An 18383-nucleotide genomic window follows, 5' to 3' on the forward strand; every position below is an offset into this window, starting at 1 on the left:
GTGGTAGTCACATACACACATGGTGCCGAACCCTCACACCGTGTCCGCGGACGACACGATCGTCGGCTCGATCGACTCGACGGAATCGAGCGACGAGTACGTGATTGCAGACATTTCTGCAGACGGGGCGTGGCTCTCGATGGAGGCCGACGCCGCCCCGACGCTTCCTGCCATGCGATGATTCTCGATCGAGCGCACGGCCGTGACCCGTCTCACCCACTGTTTAGTACGGGCCTGTAGACTGTCCAGCCGATGGTCGGACCGCGCAATAGACGGGGAACGGACGCAGACGACGAGTTCGGGTTCGAGACCGACGACTCCCGGGCGACCGTCATGACGTCTCTCGCGTCACTGCTTCCGGGGGCGCTCGCCCGCCGCGCGATCGCCGTCTCCGTCGCCACCGACGCCGATCGCTACGCGCGCGGCGATCCGGTCGCGTTCACGGTCGACTTCGAGAACCGTCTCCCGGTGCCCGTCGAGATCCCGACGCCTCGCCAGCGCCGCTGGGGGTGGACGATCGACGGCGAACTCGAGGCCACCGACGAACGTCGGTACACCCGATCGCGACCGTCGGCGTTTCGCTTCCGCGGCGGCGAGCGCAAGCGGGTCTCGGTCACGTGGAACGGCCACCTCGAGCGCACGCGGGGCGATCGCCACGAGTCGGTCGTCCCCGATCCCGGCGAGTACGAGATCCGGGCGTTCGTCGCGACCCACGAGAACCGGTACCGGCCGCGCGACTCGACGACGATTACGATCGAGTAGGGTCAGCACCCGTCTCTCGGGTGACTATCGCGGTCGCTACGCAGGAGCGAAGTGTTCTCCGGAATCAGAATCGAGAGTCCCCGCACGAGGCGGGGTCGAGCGAGCGTCGCATGCGCGTTCGATGCACCTCGACAGCGTTATCCCGTCAGGAAGCCACCCGCTGGCGCCTGCCGATCGGGGCGGCCGGTCTCGCTCTTCTGGACGCCCGAGAACTCGGGCGAGTGCTCGATCGTTCGCTGTACTTTCGCGCCGATGCTCGTGTACGTCGCCACGGTGGAGAGGATCTTACTCATACACGAGTAAATAATAACCCACCGTTCTTAAGCCTTTTTGCGACGGTTCCTCACGTTGTGTAATCGTCCTTCATTAGTTGGTCAATCGCTAGCACGCACGGTCATAATCTATATTGTTCCTGATGCGACGCTCTCGAGACTGATCGTCGAATCGGGCACGGCTCGGGGAGGGATCGGCCGGGGCGATCGACCGATCCGCTCTGCGGTCGTCGATGGCTTACCGGCCGTCGCGATGCAGGTGACAGGCCGAGAAGTGTTTCCCGTCACCGATGGCCGACTCGACCTCGTAGCTGGGTCGTTCCCGCGCGCAGATACTCCGCTCGGCGAAGGCCGCGAGTAGTCGGTCGGTCGCTGACTCCCAGGCCGTGCTCTCGTGGGCGTCGTCGTCGCTGTTCCGGGCCCCTTCGCGATCGGTCGCGAGCAGGTCGATCGCCTCCGCGACGATGTCGCCCGCCTCGCCCCGTGGGAGGTCGCCGCCGAAGAATTCGGCCTCCATCTCGGCGGCCCGCATCGGTTCGAACATCCGGCGCTTGACCGCTCGCATGAACGCTCGCGTCTGCGCCCACTCCTCGTCGGTCAAGTCGTACGCGTCGGGCGCGATCAGTCGCGGACATCGCGTGCGGAACCGACACCCCGACGGCGGATCGATCGGGCTGGGGACCTCCCCCTCGAGCACCCCGCGGGCGCCGTTCTCGCGGGGATCGGGGACGGGAATCGACTCCAGCAGTGCCTTCGTGTAGGGGTGCTGTGGGTTCTCGAACAGTTCCGTCTTGTCCGCGACCTCGACTACGTGTCCGAGGTACATCACCGCGACCCGATCGGAGATGTGCCGGATGACCGAGAGGTCGTGGGCGATGAAGAGGTAGGTGAGGCCGAACTCCTCCTGGAGTTCCTCCATCGTGTTCAGCACCTGGGCCTGGATGGAGACGTCGAGCGCGGAGACGGGTTCGTCGCAGACGACGAAGTCGGGATCGACCGACAGCGCCCGCGCGAGGTTGATCCGCTGGCGCTGACCCCCGGAGAACGCGTGGGGATACCGATTGTAGTGGCGCGGATCGAGGCCGACCTTCTCGAGCAATTCCTTGGCGCGCGCCTCCCGGCCCTCGTCGTCGAACATGTCGTGGGCGCGCATCGGCTCCTCGATGATCTGGCCGACCTTCATCCGCGGGTCCAGCGAGGACTGGGGATCCTGGAAGATCATCTGGATCTCCGATCGCTTCCGCCGGAGTTCCTCGCCGCTCATCTCGGCCAGGTCCTCGCCCTTGAACCGGATCGTCCCGTCCGTCGGGTCGAGCAGTCGCAGGATCGTCCGCCCGAGCGTACTCTTGCCGCACCCGGACTCGCCGACGAGTCCCAGCGTCTCGCCCATCTCGATCTCGAGGGAGACGTCGTCGACGGCTTTCACGTGATCGACGCCGAAGCTCACCGGCGGAAACCGATCGGGCTCGAAGTTGACCGACGCGAACAGCCCGGAGTCGGACTGGAAGTACTTCGTCAGCCCGTCGACCTCGAGCAGGGTCTCGCCCTGTTCGAGATCCATGTCCCCGAAGCCGATCGGATCCTCGGGCTTACTCATCGGGATCACCTCCGTCGGACCCGCCATCCGTCGAGGCGGCTCCACCCTCGACGGTCGATTCCGGCCCGTCCTCCGTTCCCGTTTCGCCGACCGTTACGTCGGCCCCGTCATCCGGTTCGAGCGGGACGCTCTCGTCGTACCCCACGTCGAAGACGTCGTGTTTCACGCAGGCCGCCCGGTGCGGGTAGCCGTCGGCCCGATCGACCTCCCGGGTATCGGGGTGGACCTGCGTGCAGACCTCCCGGGCGTCCGGACAGCGCGGGTGGAACCGACAGCCCGAGGGCGGGTTGATCGCCTCGGGCATCACCCCCTCGATCGGCTCGAGTTCGGTTGCCTGATCGGGACGGGGCATCGAGTTCAGCAGGGCCTCGGTGTAGGGGTGGTTGGTGTCGTAGAACAACTCGTCGACGGGAGCCTGTTCGATGATCTCACCGAGGTACATCACGTTGACGCGATCGCAGATTTCGGCGACGACGCCCAGGTCGTGCGTAACCCAAATGAAACTCGTGCCGTACTTCTGCTGGAGTTCGTCGACGAGGTCGATGATCTGGCCCTCGACGGTGACGTCCAGCGCGGTCGTCGGCTCGTCGGCGATGATGAGGCTGGGTTCGCAGGCCAGTGCCATCGCGATGAGGACGCGCTGGCGCATCCCCCCGGAGAACTGGTGGGGATACTCCTCGTAGCGCTCCTCGGGATCCGGAATCCCCACCTCGCGGAGCATCTCGATCGCCTCGGCCTTCGCCTCGTCGCTCGGCAGGTCCCGGTTGAGTTCGATGAACTCGCGAAGCTGCCCGCCCACCGTGAACACGGGGTTCAGCGACTCCATCGGGTCTTGGAAGATCACCGCGATCTCGTTTCCGCGGATCCGGGTGCGGATCTCCTCGTTCGAGAGCATGTCGTCGCGCTCCCGGAGTTCGCCGTCCGGCCCCTCCTCGAGGCCGAAGATCGTCTCGCCCTTGTAGCGTATCTCGCCGCCGACGATCTCGCCGGGACTCTCGACGAGCCGAAGCAGGCTCATCGAGGCGACGCTCTTGCCAGCGCCGCTCTCGCCGACGAGTCCGACGATCTCGCCCTCGTAGACCTCGAAGGAGATGCCGTCGACGGCGCGTACTGTACCGGTTTCCGTGAAGAACTGGGTCTTGAGATTTTCGACGCGAAGGAGTGGTTCTGAACTCATTCTTAGTCCTCAATGCGGGGATCGAGGGCGTCCTGCAGGCCGTCGCCGAACAGGTTGAAGCCCATAATCGTGATCATAATCGCGATACCCGGCCAGATCGAGAGCCAGAGGTTCGAGTGCATATAGCCGTGCGAAATATTGAGCATCTGGCCCCAGTCGGGGGTCGGCGGCTGTGCGCCGTAGCCCAGGAACGAGAGCCCGGCGACGATGAGGATCGTCACGCCGATCTGGAGCGTGGCGTACACCAGCACCGGCGCGAAACTGTTCGGGACGACGTGTCGCAGGATGATGTTGCGATCGCGCACGCCGGCCGCCTGGGCCGCCTCGATGTAGTCCATCTCGCGGATGCTCAGGACCCGGCTCCGGATGATGCGAGCGAAGACGGGGATGAACGCGATTCCGACGCCGAGAACGGCGTACCAGATGTTCGCGCCGCCGACGAAGACGGTGAAGACGATGATGAGGATCAGCGGCGGGATCGCGTAGATCGTTTCAACGATCCGCATCAGGATGTCGTCGACGCTGCCGCCGTAATACCCGGCTACAGCACCGATGATCGTGCCGCCGGCGAGTCCGATGAACGTCGAGACGAGCCCGACGAACACCGACACCTGCGTGCCGTAGACGATCCTCGTGAAGTAGTCCCGGCCGGTGTGGTCGGTTCCCAGCGGATGCTCGAGCGTCCCGCCCGCCGGAAGCGGGTTCCACGGTTGCTCGGCGAGCGGGAAGTACGGCGGCATGTGCTGGGTCCCTTCTCCCGGCGGCGGGATGCGCGTGGGATGGTCGAAGATCGGCAACAACTTCGCGAACGTGAAATCCGAGAGGAGCCCGAACGTGAGCAACGACAGGTTGCTGTCCACCGCGGCGTACACCGCGATGCTCAACACGGCCGCCACGATGTACAGTCCCCATCGGGCAGTCGTGTCCCGTTTGATCCGTGCGACGGTGTATCGCCAGCCGACGCGAGCCTCGACGTCGTCGTTTTCGGCCGCCGGTTCCCGCCTGCCTTCGAACTCTGATTCACTGACCGCCATGGTTACTCACCCTCCCCGTAGGTGACGCGTGGATCGACGTACGCGTACGAGATGTCGGTAATGATCACGCCGAGCACGAACAACACGCCGAGCGTCATCGTGATGCCCATCACGAGCTGGTAGTCGTTCTGCTGGATCGCCTCGACGAAGAGCAGCCCCATGCCGTTGATGTTGAACACCGTCTCGGTCAGGACCGCACCGCCGAGCGCCGTCGACAGGTTGAGACCGACGATGGTGATAATCGGTAACTGGGCCACCTGGAAGGCGTGTTTCCGCAGGATCGTCCGCTCCGGGACGCCGTACGCGCGGGCGAGCTTGACGTACTCTCCCTGTAACGACTCGATCATCTGCGTTCGTTCGACGCGCATGATCGTCGCCATCTGGAGCGTTCCCAGCGCGATCATCGGCAACAGCAGGTGTCTCAGCGACTGGTAGTACAACTCGAGGTGGCCGTCGATCCCCGGATAGGAACTGGGGGGCCGCCACGGGTAGTAGAGACCGCTCGAGGGAAGCCAGCCGAGTTTGACCGCGAAGACGAGGATCAGGACGATTCCGATCCAGAACGACGGGGTGCTGACGCCGACGAGCGCGGCGATCCGCGAGACGTGATCGGTCGGTTCGTTGCGCCGATTGGCGGCGACGATACCGAGCGGTATCGCCGTCGCCAGCGCGAACGCGTACGCCGACAGCACCAGCAGGAGCGTCGGCCCGATCCGATCCATCATCAGGGCGGCGACCGGCCGCTGGTAGTGGATGCTCTGGCCCAGATCCCCCTCCAATAGGCCGGCCATGTACGTCACGTACCGCTCGTGTAACGGCCTGTCGAGCCCGTATCGCTGTTCGATCGCCCTGACCAGTTCCTCGCTGTGCTCTTGCCCCTGGAGCATGAGACTGACGGGATCGCCCGGACCCAGGTTCGCGAGCAGGAACGTGATGACGGAGATCCCGATCAGGACGGGAATCGCCTGCAATAGTCTGTATATCGTGTATTTGAGCAGTTTCATTTGTCACGAGTCGGTCGGTTCTCACTTCGATCGCGTCGACTCCGACGGTACCAGCGATCGGCCCGCCGAAAGATCCGTGCGAGCGTCCGGTTCGATCGCCGGACGAACCCGTCACGTCACTCCATCGATACGTTCGTGTAGTCCGCGACGAGGGTCGGGTTCCTGGTCACTTCCGGGTGCGCCTGGAGGCCCTGGACGTAGTCGCGAGAGGCCATCGTGTTGTCCTGGGTGAACGCTGGTAGCGCGGGCAACTCCTCGACGATCTCTCGGACGACGGGCTCGTAGAGGTCGTACCGCTCCTCCTGGTCGGCCGAATTACGGGCGTCGGCGATGTTCTCGTGGAACTCGTCGCTCCCCTCGTAGTAGTGGCCCTGGTTCACTCCCGCCTGGCTCTCGTGGAAGAGCGGGTAGAGGTAGTAGTCTGGGTCGGGGCCGCCAGTCCATCCCAGCAGGTACATCTGATAGTCGTCGGCACTCCCGCTCGTGTACGTATCGACCAGCGTCGCGAAGTCGAGCGTCTGTACGTCCGCGCCGTAGCCGATCTCGTCCAGCCGGGTGGCGATCCGTTCGGCCAGCTGCGCGCGGATCCCCTCCGGCGTGATGATTATTGGCTCGAAATCGTCGGGCGCGTGCTCGTCGAGCAGCGACTGGGCCTCGTCGGGATCGTACTCCGGCAGCAGATCCTGGTACTCGTCTTCCGGGAATCCCCAGATCTCGTTGACGACCGGCGGAACGGGGCTGTACATCGGCGAGGCGACGTTCCCCGCGTTGGACTCGATGAAATCCGACATCGAGAACGAGTGGGCGATCGCCCGTCGGATCTCCGGGTTCGTCGTCGGACCCTCGTTACAGTTGAACGCCATGTACATGAACGTGGGACTCTCGGCGGAGTGGAGATTGACGTTGTCTTCCCCCTCGAGGACGTCCCAGTCGTCGTTCGGGATCCCTGCGATGACGTCGGTATCCCCCGATCGGATATCGGAAACGCGACCCGCGTCGTCGTCGTGGGCGACGAAGCGGACCTGCTGGAGGTTCGGCTCGAGGTCGTCCCAGTAATCGTCGTTACGTTCGATCTCGACGTACTCGTTCTCCTGGAGTTCGGAGAACACGAACGGTCCGGAGCCGACCGGGTCACTGTTGAACGCCTCGCGGTCCTCGGTGCGGACGGATTCGGGAACGACCGTTACGCCCATCGTCGCGAGTTCGAACGGCCCGTACGGGTCCTCTCCGAGGTCGACCTGCAACTGGTAGTCGTCGATGACTTCGGTACTCTCGATCATGTCGTACGTGGACGCGTTCTCCGTCTCCTCTTCGACCGGCGCGGTAAACGAGTGGGCGACGTCCGAGGCGGTCACCTCGTCGCCGTTGTGGAACGTCGCTCCCTCCACGAGTTCGAAGATGTACCGCGTCCCGTCGCGCTCGACGGTCGGCTCGCCCGCCGCGAGTTTGGGCTGCAACTCGAGGTCTTCACCGTACTCGTAGAGTCCATCGAAGACGAGCTGAATCACCTGAAAACTGTACGCGTCGTTCGAGACGACGGGATCGAACTGTTCTTCTCGAGATTGTTCCTGCGTAAAGTGAAACTGATCGGTGCCACCGTTACCATTACCGTTACCGTCCCCACCAATACACCCCGCGATTAGCGTCGCCGAGACGGCAGCCCCCGTACCGAGGAGCCCTCGTCGGGACAGTTCTGGCTTATGCTGTACCATACCATGAATGCTGCAATAACTTCATTATTATATGTTTTGGTCCGTCTGCCATATCTGTCCGCATATGTGGTCTCCAATCAGCAAATTAGTCGTGTGTACAACAGATGTGCGAACAAAACGATCTTGGATGCGTTTTGGAAGGGGCCGAACTGTTCCTCCGAACCGAACGTAATCACCGCCATCGCGATCGCGTTCGGTCTCCGTCACCGGCCAAACGGGGACCTTTTTCTACTGCCACATACAGGTATCCCGTATGAACTATCGCGCCGTCGAGACCGAATCGGAGTACGTCGCCCGCCTCGAAACGGGCGCCGACTGGCGAGCAGAGATCGAGTCGCTCGCGGACGAGGTCGGGGCCGACGCGGCCTGGTTTACGGCGCTCGGTGCGGTGCAGGACGCGGAACTGTGGTACTACGACCAGGACGACTGCGAGTACCACCCGATCGAATTCGACGAGCCACTGGAGGTGGCGAGTTGCGTCGGGAACGTCTCCCTGCTGGACGGCGAGCGGTTCGCCCACACGCACGTCGTCCTCTCGGGTCCCGACGGGGAGTGCGTCGCGGGCCACCTGAACGAGGCGACGGTCTGGGCCGGCGAGGTCCACATGCGCGTGTTCGAGCAGGGGCTCGAACGGGAACACGACGAGACGACCGATCTCGACCTCTGGCTCTGACATGCGCGAGGCAGACCGGCAGTACTTCCAACGGCTCGAATCCCAGCTCGACGAGGCGTTCGACGTCGCCGAACGCGCGAAGGCGGGCAGCGCCGACCCCGAACCCGAAGTCGAGATTCCCGTCGCCAAGGACATGGCCGATCGGGTCGAGAACATCCTCGGGATCGAGGGCGTTGCCGAGCGCGTCCGCGAACTCGAGGGGGAGATGAGCCGCGAGGAAGCGGCCCTCGAACTCGCGAAGGACTTCGCGGAGGGCGAGGTCGGCGACTACGAGACGAAAGCCGGCAAGGTCGAGGGCGCGGTTCGGACCGCGGTCGCCCTGCTCACGGAGGGTGTCGTGGCGGCCCCGATCGAGGGGATCGACAAAGTCGAACTCCTCGAGAACGACGACGGGACGGAGTTCGTCAACGTCTACTACGCCGGGCCGATCCGATCGGCTGGCGGGACCGCACAGGCGCTCTCGGTGCTCGTCGCGGACTACACCCGCGCGCTCGTGGGGATCGAGCAGTACGAGCCTCGCCAGGAGGAGATCGAGCGCTACGCCGAGGAGATCGGCCTCTACGACAAGGAGACCGGCCTCCAGTACACGCCGAAGGACAAGGAGACGAAGTTCATCGCCAAGCACATGCCGATCATGCTGGACGGCGAGGCGACGGGCGACGAGGAGGTCTCCGGCTTTCGGGACCTAGAACGGGTCGACACCAACAGCGCCCGCGGCGGCATGTGTCTCGTCATGGCCGAGGGGATCGCGCTCAAGGCCCCGAAGATCCAGCGCTATACCCGGAACCTGGACGAGGTCGACTGGCCGTGGCTCCAGGACCTGATCGACGGCAACTACGCCGAGGGAGGCGACGGGACGGAAGACGAGGACGGCGAGGATGGAGACGGCGACGACGGGTCCGCCGACGGTGACGACGAGGCCGACGCAACGGCCGAAGACGACGACGCAGCCGACGGCCCGGCGGGACCGCCACGGGTCGACGAGTCCACCAAGTTCCTCCGGGACCTGATCGCCGGCCGGCCGGTCTTCTCTCACCCCTGCGCGAAGGGTGGCTTCCGCCTGCGCTACGGCCGGGCGCGCAACCACGGCTTCGCGACCGCGGGCGTCCACCCCGCCGCGATGCACCTCGTGGACGACTTCCTCGCGACGGGCACCCAGATCAAGACCGAACGACCCGGGAAGGCGGCGGGGGTCGTCCCCGTCGACTCGATCGAGGGGCCGACGGTGAAACTGGCCAACGGCGACGTGCGCCGGATCGACGACCCCGAGGACGCCCTCGAGATCCGGAACGGCGTCGAGAAGATCCTCGACCTCGGCGAGTACCTCGTCAACTACGGCGAGTTCGTCGAGAACAACCACCCGCTTGCGCCCGCCTCCTACACGTACGAGTGGTGGGTCCAGGACCTGGAGGCCGCCGGCGCGGACGTCCAGGCGCTCGAGGACGATCCCCACGTCGACCTCGAGTTCCCGACCGCCGATCGCGCCCTCGAGTGGGCCACGGCGTACGACGCGCCGCTTCACCCCGAGTACACCTCTCTCTGGCACGACCTCTCGGTCGACTCGTTCTGCTCGCTGGCCGAAACCGTCGCCGACGGCCGGGTCACGAACGACGGCGAGACGCTCGTGATCGACCACACCGACGTCGCGCGCGACGCACTGGAGACGATCGTCATCGAGCACCGCCAGCGCGAGGACCGCCTCGAGATCGACGACTGGGAACCGTTCGTCCGAACGCTGGGCTGCGAGATCCGACACACCGCGACCGACGGGGCCAGCGTCCAGGGGGGCGATCCCGAGGGACGGGCCGTCGAACTCGAACGGACCTGGACCGACGACGACCTCTCCGAGCGCGCCCGGAACTGGGGGCACGAGGAGGCCGGCGAGAACGCCATCGAGGCCGTCAACGAGGTGGCACCCTTCGCCGTCCGCGAACGGGCCCCGACCCGGATCGGGAACCGGATGGGCCGCCCCGAGAAATCGGAGCGTCGCGACCTGAGTCCGCCGGTCCACACCCTGTTCCCGATCGGGGAGGCCGGCGGCGCACAGCGGGACGTCGCGAAGGCCGCCAAACACGCGGAGACGATGTCGGACACGCCCGGCGTCGTCGAGGTCCAGGTCGGCCGCAACCGCTGTGAGAACTGCGACAGTGAGACCTTCAAGAACCGCTGTCCGGACTGCGACGAGCGGACGACGCCCGACTACCGCTGTCCCGACTGCGACCAGCGGGTCGACCCCGACGAGGCGGGCCGCGTCGAGTGCGATCGCTGTGAGGCCGAGGCCACCTGCGTCGAGATCCGCGAAATCGATATCAACGAGGAGTACCGCGACGCCCTCGAGGCGGTCGGCGAGCGGGAGAACGCATTCGAGATCCTCAAGGGCGTCAAGGGGCTGTCCTCGACGACCAAGATCCCCGAACCGATCGAGAAGGGGGTCCTGCGCGCGAAACACGACGTCTCGTCGTTCAAGGACGGCACCGTCCGGTACGACATGACCGACCTCCCGGTCACGTCCGTCCGGGCGAGCGAACTCGACGTCGACGTCGGCCAACTGCAGGCGCTGGGCTACGAGGAGGACATCCACGGCGAACCGCTGACCCACGAGGATCAACTGGTCGAACTCAAGGTCCAGGACATCGTCCTCTCGGACGGCGCGGCCGAGCACATGCTCCAGACCGCCGACTTCATCGACGACCTGCTGGAGCAGTACTACGGCCTCGACCCGTTCTACGAACTCGACGATCGCCAGGACCTCGTGGGCGAACTCGTCTTCGGGATGGCACCGCACACGAGTGCGGCAACTGTCGGGAGGGTGATCGGTTTCACGAGCGCGGCGGTCGGATACGCGCATCCGTACTTTCACGCCGCGAAACGCCGAAATTGCGACGGTGACGAGGACTGCGTGATGCTGCTCATGGACGGTCTTTTGAACTTCAGTATCAGTTTCTTGCCAGATAAACGAGGGGGACGCATGGACGCACCCCTGGTCATGTCCTCGCGGATCGACCCCGCCGAGATCGACGACGAGGCCCACAACATGGACATCGTCACGCAGTATCCCCGCGAGTTCTTCCTCGCGACGCGCGAGCAGGCCGATCCCGAGGCGGTCGACGTCCAGATCGCCGAGGACACGCTCGGCACCGACGGGGAGTACACCGGGTTCGATCACACGCACGACACGACCGACATCGCGATGGGGCCCGATCTCTCGGCGTACAAGACCCTCGGCTCGATGATGGACAAGATGGACGCCCAGCTCGAACTCTCGCGAAAACTCGAAGCCGTCGACGAGACGGACGTCGCCGAGCGGGTCATCGAGTACCACTTCCTGCCGGACCTGATCGGCAACCTCCGGGCGTTCTCCCGGCAGGAGACCCGCTGTCTCGACTGCGGGGAGAAGTTCCGTCGGATGCCCCTGACCGGCGACTGTCGCGAGTGCGGCGGCCGCGTCAACCTCACCGTCCACAAGGGCTCCGTGAACAAGTACATGCAGACCGCCATCCAGGTCGCCGCGGAGTACGACTGCCGGGACTACACGAAACAGCGGCTCGAAGTCCTAGAGCGATCGCTCGAGAGCATCTTCGAGAACGACAAGAACAAGCAGAGCGGGATCGAGGACTTCATGTGACGACCGTTTGCACTGCGAACCGTCGCGCTCGCGGCGTCGTCACACGGCGTGACGTCCCTCGGTAAACTGTTACTCGAAAGCGCCTGCGACGCCTCTCGCGGTGAGTGGCAGTGGACGAAGACTGCGACAGATCAGTCGCTCGCGCTGCCCAGTCCCGGCATCTCGGCGTCCGGATACTCGATCGTCGGCGCACACCGTCGGTCCGGGAGCCCCTCTAGCAGGACGTCGTTGAACCGCTGCGGTCGTTCCCGCGGTGCCCAGTGCCCGCAGTCCTCGACGAGTTCCAGGCGGGCGTCCGGGATCTCCCGTGCCGCCCGGATCGACCACTCCGGCGGGACGAGCGGGTCCCGTTCCCCGTGGACGAGCAGTGTGGGCACGGCGAGCGTGTCGAGGTCGTCGACGAAGTTCGTCGCGACCCGGCCGCCGAAGGTGAGTTCGTTGTCCTGGAACTGTTTGAACGCCTGCAGCGATCGCGGTGTCTTGAGTTTCGCCCTGACGTCGTCGACGAACGCCTGTGGCAGGGCGTCCGCGTCAGCGACGAGACTGTTCAGGACGAGGCGAACGTTCCGGTTCGACACGCTCGCGGCGATCTTTCCGAACTCGGCGGCTCCCGGGATCTGTGACAGGTGTTTCCACGTCAGGGCCCGGGGAAGTCGGCCGCCGAGTCCGTAGCTGCTGACGAGCGCCAGCCGATCGACGCGGTCCGGATTGGCGAGCGCGTAGCCAAGCGCTGCGCCGCCACCCATGGAGATGCCGACGAGAGAGACGCTCTCGTACGGCAGACTCGAGAGAAAGCCGTCGAGGACGTCGACGTAGCTCTCGATCGTGTGCTCGACCGTGCCGGTGCTGTTCCCGTACTCGGGCCAGTCGGGTGCGTAGACGCGGTACTCCGACGCGAGGGCGTCGACGGTGTGGCGCCACGACACCGTCGCGTCGTCGATCCCCGCCCCGTGGAGCAAGACGACGGGCGGCCCCTCGGTGCCCGCGCGCCGATAGGCGATGCGACAGCCCCCGACGGTGGCGACGCCGGTTCCAGTCATACTCGTCGGTGATCGGGGCCGTTCGTGCCTCCGACGGTGGCGTCACGATCGTTCGGGGCGACTGCTCTTGATGTGTCTCCCTCGCCGGCGCGTTCGCAAACCAGTGAACTGGCCGACAGGGTCGTCCCGGATGGCGACGATCGGGCCATGATACCAGCACTCATCCCCCTCCACTCTGGACGGGCCCTTAATAATGGTTATGGATGTATTTATGACGCATTTACATCGTTTCGTTCGCCTCCCGATCGGGTTCCGTTGCGAGGACCGGTGGAGTCCGTACCGGGACGGACCCGCTTCGATCCAGTGCCGTCGAACAACCACCGCCTTAATCGACCGATTCGACGCGAACGTCGTCTTCGAGGACGATCGAGGAGTCCCGCTCGATCGCTTTGGAGTCCGCCGCCGTTCGCGCGGTGAGCGTGACGTCGCCCTGGCGTCGACGAGACTTCGCCCGGGGTCGTCGATCCAGGGCGGACTCCCCCGGACCCGTGGACGAAGAGATCCGATACGAGGACGCGTCTTGGATACTCGGCCCTGGCTCCCAGGCGTGCCGTCCGATCGGCGTCAGCGTCCCCGCGGTTGCGGGCGGCACGGACAAAAACGTTCTACGTATCTGACCGTACGTACACGTACTGTTCAGATCCCATCAGTTCGGTACGATCCCGACATAATGGGACGTACCCCTATTATAAACCGCTTTAGTACGTATCCGCCTGACTTCGAGTGATGGCGCACGACTCAGAGCGTCTGGCCGACCTGGTATCGCGACGCAAATTCATTCTTACCTCGGGAGTGGCAGGTGCCACTGCTCTCGCGGGCTGCTCGGGTTCAAACGAGTCAGATTCGGCCGACGAGAACGGTTCTAACGGAGGCAGTTCTTCCGACAACGGCGGCGAATCGTCGGAGGGGAGCTCGGACACGGAGCCGCTGACCGCCGACGGGTCCTCTACCGTCTACCCGATTACGAGCCAGGCGGGTTCGCTCTGGAACGGGAACGCACCCGCCGATGACGAGGAGTACTGGGGGCCGGGCCAGTACGACATTGACACCGACAAAAACATGGCCGACTACTGGGCGGGCCTCTACGGCTTCGAGCCCAGCGGCGAGGAAGGAACGCCGCCGTTCTTTACGTCGATCGGTCTCAACCACACCGGCGTCGGGATGGAAAAGCTCGAAAACGGACAGGTCGACATCGGCGACGCCAGCGCCCCCGTCAGCGCGGAGTTCCCCGACCGAAGCGAGGAGGAACTCGAACCGTTTACCGACCACGTCGTCGGCGTCGACGCCCAGCCCATCGTCGTCAGCTCGGAGATCTACGACGAGGGCGTCACCGAACTCACGCTCACCGACATCCAGGACATCTATCAGGGCCGCGTCACCAACTGGTCGGACCTCGGCGGTCCGGATCGGGACATTCAGGCGATCGGCCGCGCCGAAGGCTCGGGTACTGACACCTCCTTCCGGGCCAACGTGCTGGGCGACCCCGACGCCTCGATGGACGGCGTCGACAGCCGCCGTGGTCAGAACCAGCAGGTGAAAACCGACATCGACAACGCCGACAACGCGATCGCCTACATCGCCCTGGCGTTCGTCGACGACTCGACGCCCGCGATCGACCTCGAGATCGACGGCGAGATGTTCGAGTACCCCGACGACTTCGGCTCGCTGGACTACCCGCTGTCGCGGGCGCTCCACACCTACACGTGGGACGGTACCTCGAACAAGGAGGCGGCGTTCATCCGCATGCTGCTGAGCGACTATGGTCAAGAGATGTTCGTCGAGGCCGCCGACTACCTGCCGCTGACTGACGAGCGTCGTCAGGAAGAGCTCGACAACCTGCCCGAACCGACCAACTGAGCGACGCGGTCGGCCGCTACTTCCCGCGATATCCATCAATCAATACATGACTGACTTATCACTGTTCGACACCCGACGGCGGCTTCAGCGACTGGTCGAGACCGACCGCGAGGTCGCCTCGCTGTTTGCGGTCGCCACCGTCTGTCTCGTCGCGACGTTCGTCCTGTTCCTGTTGAACTCGACGGTCACGGTGTTCCCGCTCGCCGGCTTTTTGGCCGCGACCGGTTACGGCTGGTACGCCCATCAGGCCGAGACCGCCCGCGCGCTGACGTTTCTGGCGACCGCCTCGACGATCCTCGTTCTCGGGCTGATCACGGTCTACGTGTTCCTCGAAGCCCTGCCTGTCCTCCAGCGGATGGGTATCCGGCTGTTCGGCTTCACCGAACCGATCGAGGTCTTCGGCGTCACGCTCATCCCGAGCGTCGACAGTTACTGGAGCACCAGCCAACACAACTACTCGCTGATCCCGATGATCTGGGGGACGTTCGTGACGACGCTGCTGGCGACGGCGATCGCCGCCCCGCTGGGAATCGCCGCGGCGCTGTTTCTCGCCGAGATCGCCCCGCCGCTGGTCCGCGAGACGGTCAAACCCGGCATCGAGATCCTCGCCGGCATTCCCTCGATCGTCTACGGCTACCTCGGCTTCGTCGTGCTGAACCAGTTCTTCTACCAGAACCTGGTGATGGCCAACCTCGGCAGCCTCTTTCTGGTCGGGCTGGTCATCGGCCTGATGGCGCTGCCGACGGTCGTTTCCGTCGCCGACGACGCACTCACGAGCGTGCCCGACGCGATGCGCGACGGCGCGATCGCGATGGGACTGACCGAGTGGCAAACAATGAAGTCGATCACGCTCCCGGCGGCGCTCTCTGGCGTCTCGGCGGCCGTCCTGCTCGGCATTGGCCGGGCGGTCGGCGAAACGATGGCCGCGACGGTCATCCTCGGCCACAGCCAGCGACTCCCCGAACCGCTCCAGGACGTTTTCGACAACACCGAGACGCTCACCAGCCTCATCGCTAGCCAGTACGGCAACGCTGATGGACTCCACATGAACGCGCTGTTCACCGCCGGTGTCGTGCTGTTCATTACGGTGATGATATTGAGCATCGCCGCCAGACGCATCGAGCTCAGAATGGACCGCAAGCTCGGGGGTGAGCTATGAGCTATCCCACGGACTCGGCACTGGTCGTCGACAATACGGGAACCGCAGAGCGATTCGCCTCTGGGGTTGTCGGCCTCGGGCTGGTGACATTCGTCTTCTCGCTGCTGGGCCTCACCCAGATCGTCACCGAGGAAACGGCGATCCTCGGCGTTGGCCTCTACGACTTCCTCGCCGTCGGCCTCCTGCTGATGGGTGTCGCAACGATCGGCCTCGGCGTGGGCTCTCGGGTTGGCGTCTTCAACACGGCGCCGGACGTGACGCCCGGAGCCGTCACTGCGGCCCTTTTCGGTCTCGGCGGCTTCGTCGTCGCCGGACTGCTCGCCTCACAACTGTTCGGCTTCGGCACGCTCGGCTGGCTCGCGGTCGCCTCGCTGATCGGTGGCGTGACGTTCGTCGGCGTCGCGCTTGCACCCGAAGATATCGGCTCAACGCTCCCGCCGGGACTCGCCGCCATCGTCGTCGGCCTGCTGATCGTTGGTGGCATCCTCACGCCTGCCTTCGCGTGGGAGCCCGAGGGCTTTTCGGCGACGCTTACCGGCTCGATGGCGATCCCGCTGGTCCTCAGCGTAACCACGCTGGTGACGATGTGGGCCGGTGCGAAGGCCTACGAGGGCTACGGCAGTACGGGTCGCCAGACCGCGGCCTACCTGCTGGTCGGCATCAACGCGGTCGCCATCATCGCCGTCCTCGCCGGACTGCTCCTGTTTATTGCCTCGAAGGGTGTCGGTCCCGCCTTCCAGGGCTTCTCACTTGTGCCCTTCCAGTGGCCCTTCGTCACTAACGGGTACTCCTTTCGCCCCGAAGTCATCAACGGCGTCTTCCCCGCGATTGTCGGGACGATCTGGCTGGTGATCGGCGCGGTGATCACCGGCGTCCCGATTGCGGTCGCGGCGGCCGTCTTCCTCACTGAGTACGCCGAACAGGGCCGGTTCGTCGGCGCGGTCGAGATCGCTACGAACGGGCTATGGAGTACGCCCAGCGTCGTCTACGGGCTGTTCGGCTACGCCTTCCTCATCCCCCGGCTGGGCGGGTCGACGTCGCTTTTGACCGGAATGCTCGTCCTCGGGTTCATGCTGTTGCCGCTGTGTCTGATCACCTCTCGAGAGGCCATCAAAGCGGTGCCCGACGAGTACCGCGATGCGAGTGCGGCCCTCGGCGTCAGCCAGTGGGAGACGATCAAAAGCGTCGTCCTCCCGGCGGCGATGCCGGGGATTCTCACCGGCGTCATTCTCGGGGTCGGCCGGATCGCCGGCGAGACCGCTCCGATCCTGTTGGTGATGGCCGGTGGCCTCCGTGACGACGCGCCGAACGTGCTCGGTTCCTTCGAGTTCACGAGCGCGCCGCCGTTCGTCGCCAACGATGCGCTGTTGCAGAGCGCACCAGCACTGCCCTACCAACTGTATGCGACGATCACCGCGGGCGTCTCGGCAGAGAACGCCGCCGAGTTCGGCTGGGCGACGGCGTTCATTCTGTTGCTCGTCGTACTATCGTTCTATGCGATCGGCGTCTTCTCGAGGCTCTACTTCCGACGGAGGTTGAACTCATGACCGAAACAACGACACAGGACACCGACCGAAGCGAGACAGCAGGCGCATCGTCCGACAGCCAGACCCAGAGCCAGCCCGGCGCAGGGACGGAGTCGACGCCCGAGACGTGGACCGACTACGAGTTCGAGGGCGAACCCAAGATGGCTGTCAGTGGCCTTGACGTGCACTACGGCGACGATCAGGCACTCGACGACATCTCGATCAAAATCCCTGAGAAGAGCGTCACTGCACTCATCGGTCCTTCCGGCTGCGGGAAGTCGACGTTCCTCCGGTGTCTCAACCGGATGAACGACCGAATTCGTAGTGCAAACGTCGACGGCACCGTGACGTTCGAGGGCAAGAACATCTATCAGGAGGCGTTGGATCTCGTCGAACTCCGCAAGCGCGTCGGGATGGTGTTTCAGGCTCCCAACCCGTTCCCGAAATCCATTCGTGACAATATCGCTTACGGCCCGCGCAAACACGGCACGGTTCAGACCGGCCTGCTCGCCAAGATGACCGGGCGTGACCAGAGCGAGAAGGAAGCCGAGATCGTCGAGCAGTCGCTAAAACAGGCCGCGCTGTGGGAGGAGGTCAACGATCGACTCGACGACAACGCCCTCGGGCTGTCGGGCGGCCAGCAACAGCGGTTGTGTCTTGCCCGATGTCTCGCCGTCGATCCAGAAGTCATCCTGATGGACGAGCCGGCCTCGGCGCTCGACCCGATAGCCACCGCGAAAATCGAGGACCTCATCGAAGATCTCGCCGAGGAGTACACGGTCGTTATCGTCACGCACAACATGCAACAGGCGGCGCGTATCTCCGACCAGACAGCCGTGTTCCTGACTGGTGGGGAACTCGTGGAGTACGGCGACACCGATCAGGTGTTCGAGAACCCACAGAGCCGGCGCGTCGAGGATTACATCACCGGTAAGTTCGGGTGAT

The 18383-nt window shown here is 64.7% G+C and carries 16 protein-coding genes; 8 read left to right on the forward strand and 8 right to left on the reverse strand.

Translation table 11 applies throughout. From position 1 onward, the window contains the following. The first annotated feature begins 19 nt into the window (after positions 1–19). Both AC6I6X_RS07740 and AC6I6X_RS07745 read left to right on the forward strand, forming a co-directional pair. Complete coding sequence (locus AC6I6X_RS07740; RefSeq protein ID WP_250139049.1) at positions 20–181, forward strand: DUF7556 family protein; 162 nt, start codon at positions 20–22, stop codon at positions 179–181. Between the two features lie 71 nt (positions 182–252). Further along, the gene (locus tag AC6I6X_RS07745) at positions 253–762 is read left to right on the forward strand and encodes a DUF7974 family protein (protein ID WP_497929947.1); all 510 of its coding nucleotides are present in this window, start codon (positions 253–255) and stop codon (positions 760–762) included. A 137-nt stretch (positions 763–899) separates the two neighbouring features. On the opposite strand, the gene AC6I6X_RS07750 is transcribed toward AC6I6X_RS07745, so the two are convergent. The 6 genes from AC6I6X_RS07750 to AC6I6X_RS07775 all read right to left on the reverse strand — a co-directional run bounded on the left by AC6I6X_RS07750 (position 900) and on the right by AC6I6X_RS07775 (position 7558). Beyond that, positions 900–1055, reverse strand: a complete 156-nt coding sequence (locus AC6I6X_RS07750; RefSeq protein WP_497929948.1) for a hypothetical protein — start codon at positions 1053–1055, stop codon at positions 900–902. 217 nt (positions 1056–1272) lie between these two features. Further along, positions 1273–2631: an ABC transporter ATP-binding protein gene (locus AC6I6X_RS07755; protein ID WP_497929949.1), complete on the reverse strand. Its 1359-nt coding sequence runs from the start codon at positions 2629–2631 to the stop codon at positions 1273–1275. After that, positions 2624–3808, reverse strand: coding sequence for an ABC transporter ATP-binding protein (locus AC6I6X_RS07760; RefSeq protein WP_497929950.1), 1185 nt, complete (start codon positions 3806–3808; stop codon positions 2624–2626). The genes AC6I6X_RS07755 and AC6I6X_RS07760 overlap by 8 nt, the downstream gene beginning before the upstream one ends. A 2-nt stretch (positions 3809–3810) precedes the next feature. Further along, a complete protein-coding gene (locus AC6I6X_RS07765; RefSeq protein WP_497929951.1) occupies positions 3811–4842 on the reverse strand; it encodes an ABC transporter permease in 1032 nt (343 codons plus the stop codon). Positions 4843–4844: 2 nt separating this feature from the next. Further along, the gene (locus tag AC6I6X_RS07770) at positions 4845–5846 is read right to left on the reverse strand and encodes an ABC transporter permease (protein WP_497929952.1); all 1002 of its coding nucleotides are present in this window, start codon (positions 5844–5846) and stop codon (positions 4845–4847) included. Between the two features lie 116 nt (positions 5847–5962). Beyond that, positions 5963–7558, reverse strand: coding sequence for an ABC transporter substrate-binding protein (locus tag AC6I6X_RS07775; RefSeq protein ID WP_497929953.1), 1596 nt, complete (start codon positions 7556–7558; stop codon positions 5963–5965). A 253-nt stretch (positions 7559–7811) separates the two neighbouring features. On the opposite strand from AC6I6X_RS07775, the gene AC6I6X_RS07780 reads away from it, so the two are divergent. Together AC6I6X_RS07780 and AC6I6X_RS07785 are read left to right on the forward strand one after the other, a co-directional pair. Next, on the forward strand, positions 7812–8231 hold the full coding sequence (locus AC6I6X_RS07780) for a PPC domain-containing DNA-binding protein (protein WP_497929954.1): 420 nt from the start codon (positions 7812–7814) through the stop codon (positions 8229–8231). A gap of 1 nt (position 8232) precedes the next feature. Beyond that, a complete protein-coding gene (locus AC6I6X_RS07785; RefSeq protein WP_497929955.1) occupies positions 8233–11856 on the forward strand; it encodes a DNA polymerase II large subunit in 3624 nt (1207 codons plus the stop codon). 131 nt (positions 11857–11987) lie between these two features. On the opposite strand, the gene AC6I6X_RS07790 is transcribed toward AC6I6X_RS07785, so the two are convergent. Next, positions 11988–12896 (reverse strand): alpha/beta fold hydrolase, encoded by a 909-nt coding sequence (locus AC6I6X_RS07790; protein ID WP_497929956.1) that lies wholly within the window; start codon positions 12894–12896, stop codon positions 11988–11990. 325 nt (positions 12897–13221) lie between these two features. Next, the gene (locus AC6I6X_RS07795) at positions 13222–13488 is read right to left on the reverse strand and encodes a hypothetical protein (RefSeq protein WP_497929957.1); all 267 of its coding nucleotides are present in this window, start codon (positions 13486–13488) and stop codon (positions 13222–13224) included. A 134-nt stretch (positions 13489–13622) separates the two neighbouring features. Between AC6I6X_RS07795 and AC6I6X_RS07800 the strand changes: the two genes are divergently transcribed. From AC6I6X_RS07800 to pstB, 4 genes are read left to right on the forward strand one after another with little or no spacing between them, the layout of a single operon-like run. Continuing rightward, a complete protein-coding gene (locus AC6I6X_RS07800; RefSeq protein WP_497929958.1) occupies positions 13623–14753 on the forward strand; it encodes a substrate-binding domain-containing protein in 1131 nt (376 codons plus the stop codon). A gap of 46 nt (positions 14754–14799) precedes the next feature. Continuing rightward, the gene (gene pstC / locus AC6I6X_RS07805; RefSeq protein ID WP_497929959.1) at positions 14800–15912 is read left to right on the forward strand and encodes a phosphate ABC transporter permease subunit PstC; all 1113 of its coding nucleotides are present in this window, start codon (positions 14800–14802) and stop codon (positions 15910–15912) included. Continuing rightward, a complete protein-coding gene (gene pstA / locus AC6I6X_RS07810; protein ID WP_497929960.1) occupies positions 15909–17459 on the forward strand; it encodes a phosphate ABC transporter permease PstA in 1551 nt (516 codons plus the stop codon). The genes pstC and pstA overlap by 4 nt, the downstream gene beginning before the upstream one ends. Continuing rightward, positions 17456–18382: a phosphate ABC transporter ATP-binding protein PstB gene (gene pstB / locus AC6I6X_RS07815; protein WP_497929961.1), complete on the forward strand. Its 927-nt coding sequence runs from the start codon at positions 17456–17458 to the stop codon at positions 18380–18382. The genes pstA and pstB overlap by 4 nt, the downstream gene beginning before the upstream one ends. The last annotated feature ends 1 nt before the right edge of the window (position 18383 follow it).

Source organism: Halosolutus sp. YCN4 (assembly GCF_059736495.1).

Excerpts from the sequence above, each read along its gene's own strand:
- pstA (WP_497929960.1), top strand. The coding sequence starts at position 15,909 with ATGAGCTATCCCACGGACTCGGCACTGGTCGTCGACAATACGGGAACC.
- pstB (WP_497929961.1), top strand. The coding sequence starts at position 17,456 with ATGACCGAAACAACGACACAGGACACCGACCGAAGCGAGACAGCAGGC.
- AC6I6X_RS07800 (WP_497929958.1), top strand. The coding sequence starts at position 13,623 with ATGGCGCACGACTCAGAGCGTCTGGCCGACCTGGTATCGCGACGCAAA.
- AC6I6X_RS07780 (WP_497929954.1), top strand. The coding sequence starts at position 7,812 with ATGAACTATCGCGCCGTCGAGACCGAATCGGAGTACGTCGCCCGCCTC.
- AC6I6X_RS07760 (WP_497929950.1), bottom strand. The coding sequence starts at position 3,808 with ATGAGTTCAGAACCACTCCTTCGCGTCGAAAATCTCAAGACCCAGTTC.
- AC6I6X_RS07745 (WP_497929947.1), top strand. The coding sequence starts at position 253 with ATGGTCGGACCGCGCAATAGACGGGGAACGGACGCAGACGACGAGTTC.
- AC6I6X_RS07765 (WP_497929951.1), bottom strand. The coding sequence starts at position 4,842 with ATGGCGGTCAGTGAATCAGAGTTCGAAGGCAGGCGGGAACCGGCGGCC.
- AC6I6X_RS07775 (WP_497929953.1), bottom strand. The coding sequence starts at position 7,558 with ATGGTACAGCATAAGCCAGAACTGTCCCGACGAGGGCTCCTCGGTACG.
- pstC (WP_497929959.1), top strand. The coding sequence starts at position 14,800 with ATGACTGACTTATCACTGTTCGACACCCGACGGCGGCTTCAGCGACTG.
- AC6I6X_RS07740 (WP_250139049.1), top strand. The coding sequence starts at position 20 with ATGGTGCCGAACCCTCACACCGTGTCCGCGGACGACACGATCGTCGGC.
- AC6I6X_RS07750 (WP_497929948.1), bottom strand. The coding sequence starts at position 1,055 with ATGAGTAAGATCCTCTCCACCGTGGCGACGTACACGAGCATCGGCGCG.
- AC6I6X_RS07790 (WP_497929956.1), bottom strand. The coding sequence starts at position 12,896 with ATGACTGGAACCGGCGTCGCCACCGTCGGGGGCTGTCGCATCGCCTAT.
- AC6I6X_RS07785 (WP_497929955.1), top strand. The coding sequence starts at position 8,233 with ATGCGCGAGGCAGACCGGCAGTACTTCCAACGGCTCGAATCCCAGCTC.
- AC6I6X_RS07770 (WP_497929952.1), bottom strand. The coding sequence starts at position 5,846 with ATGAAACTGCTCAAATACACGATATACAGACTATTGCAGGCGATTCCC.
- AC6I6X_RS07755 (WP_497929949.1), bottom strand. The coding sequence starts at position 2,631 with ATGAGTAAGCCCGAGGATCCGATCGGCTTCGGGGACATGGATCTCGAA.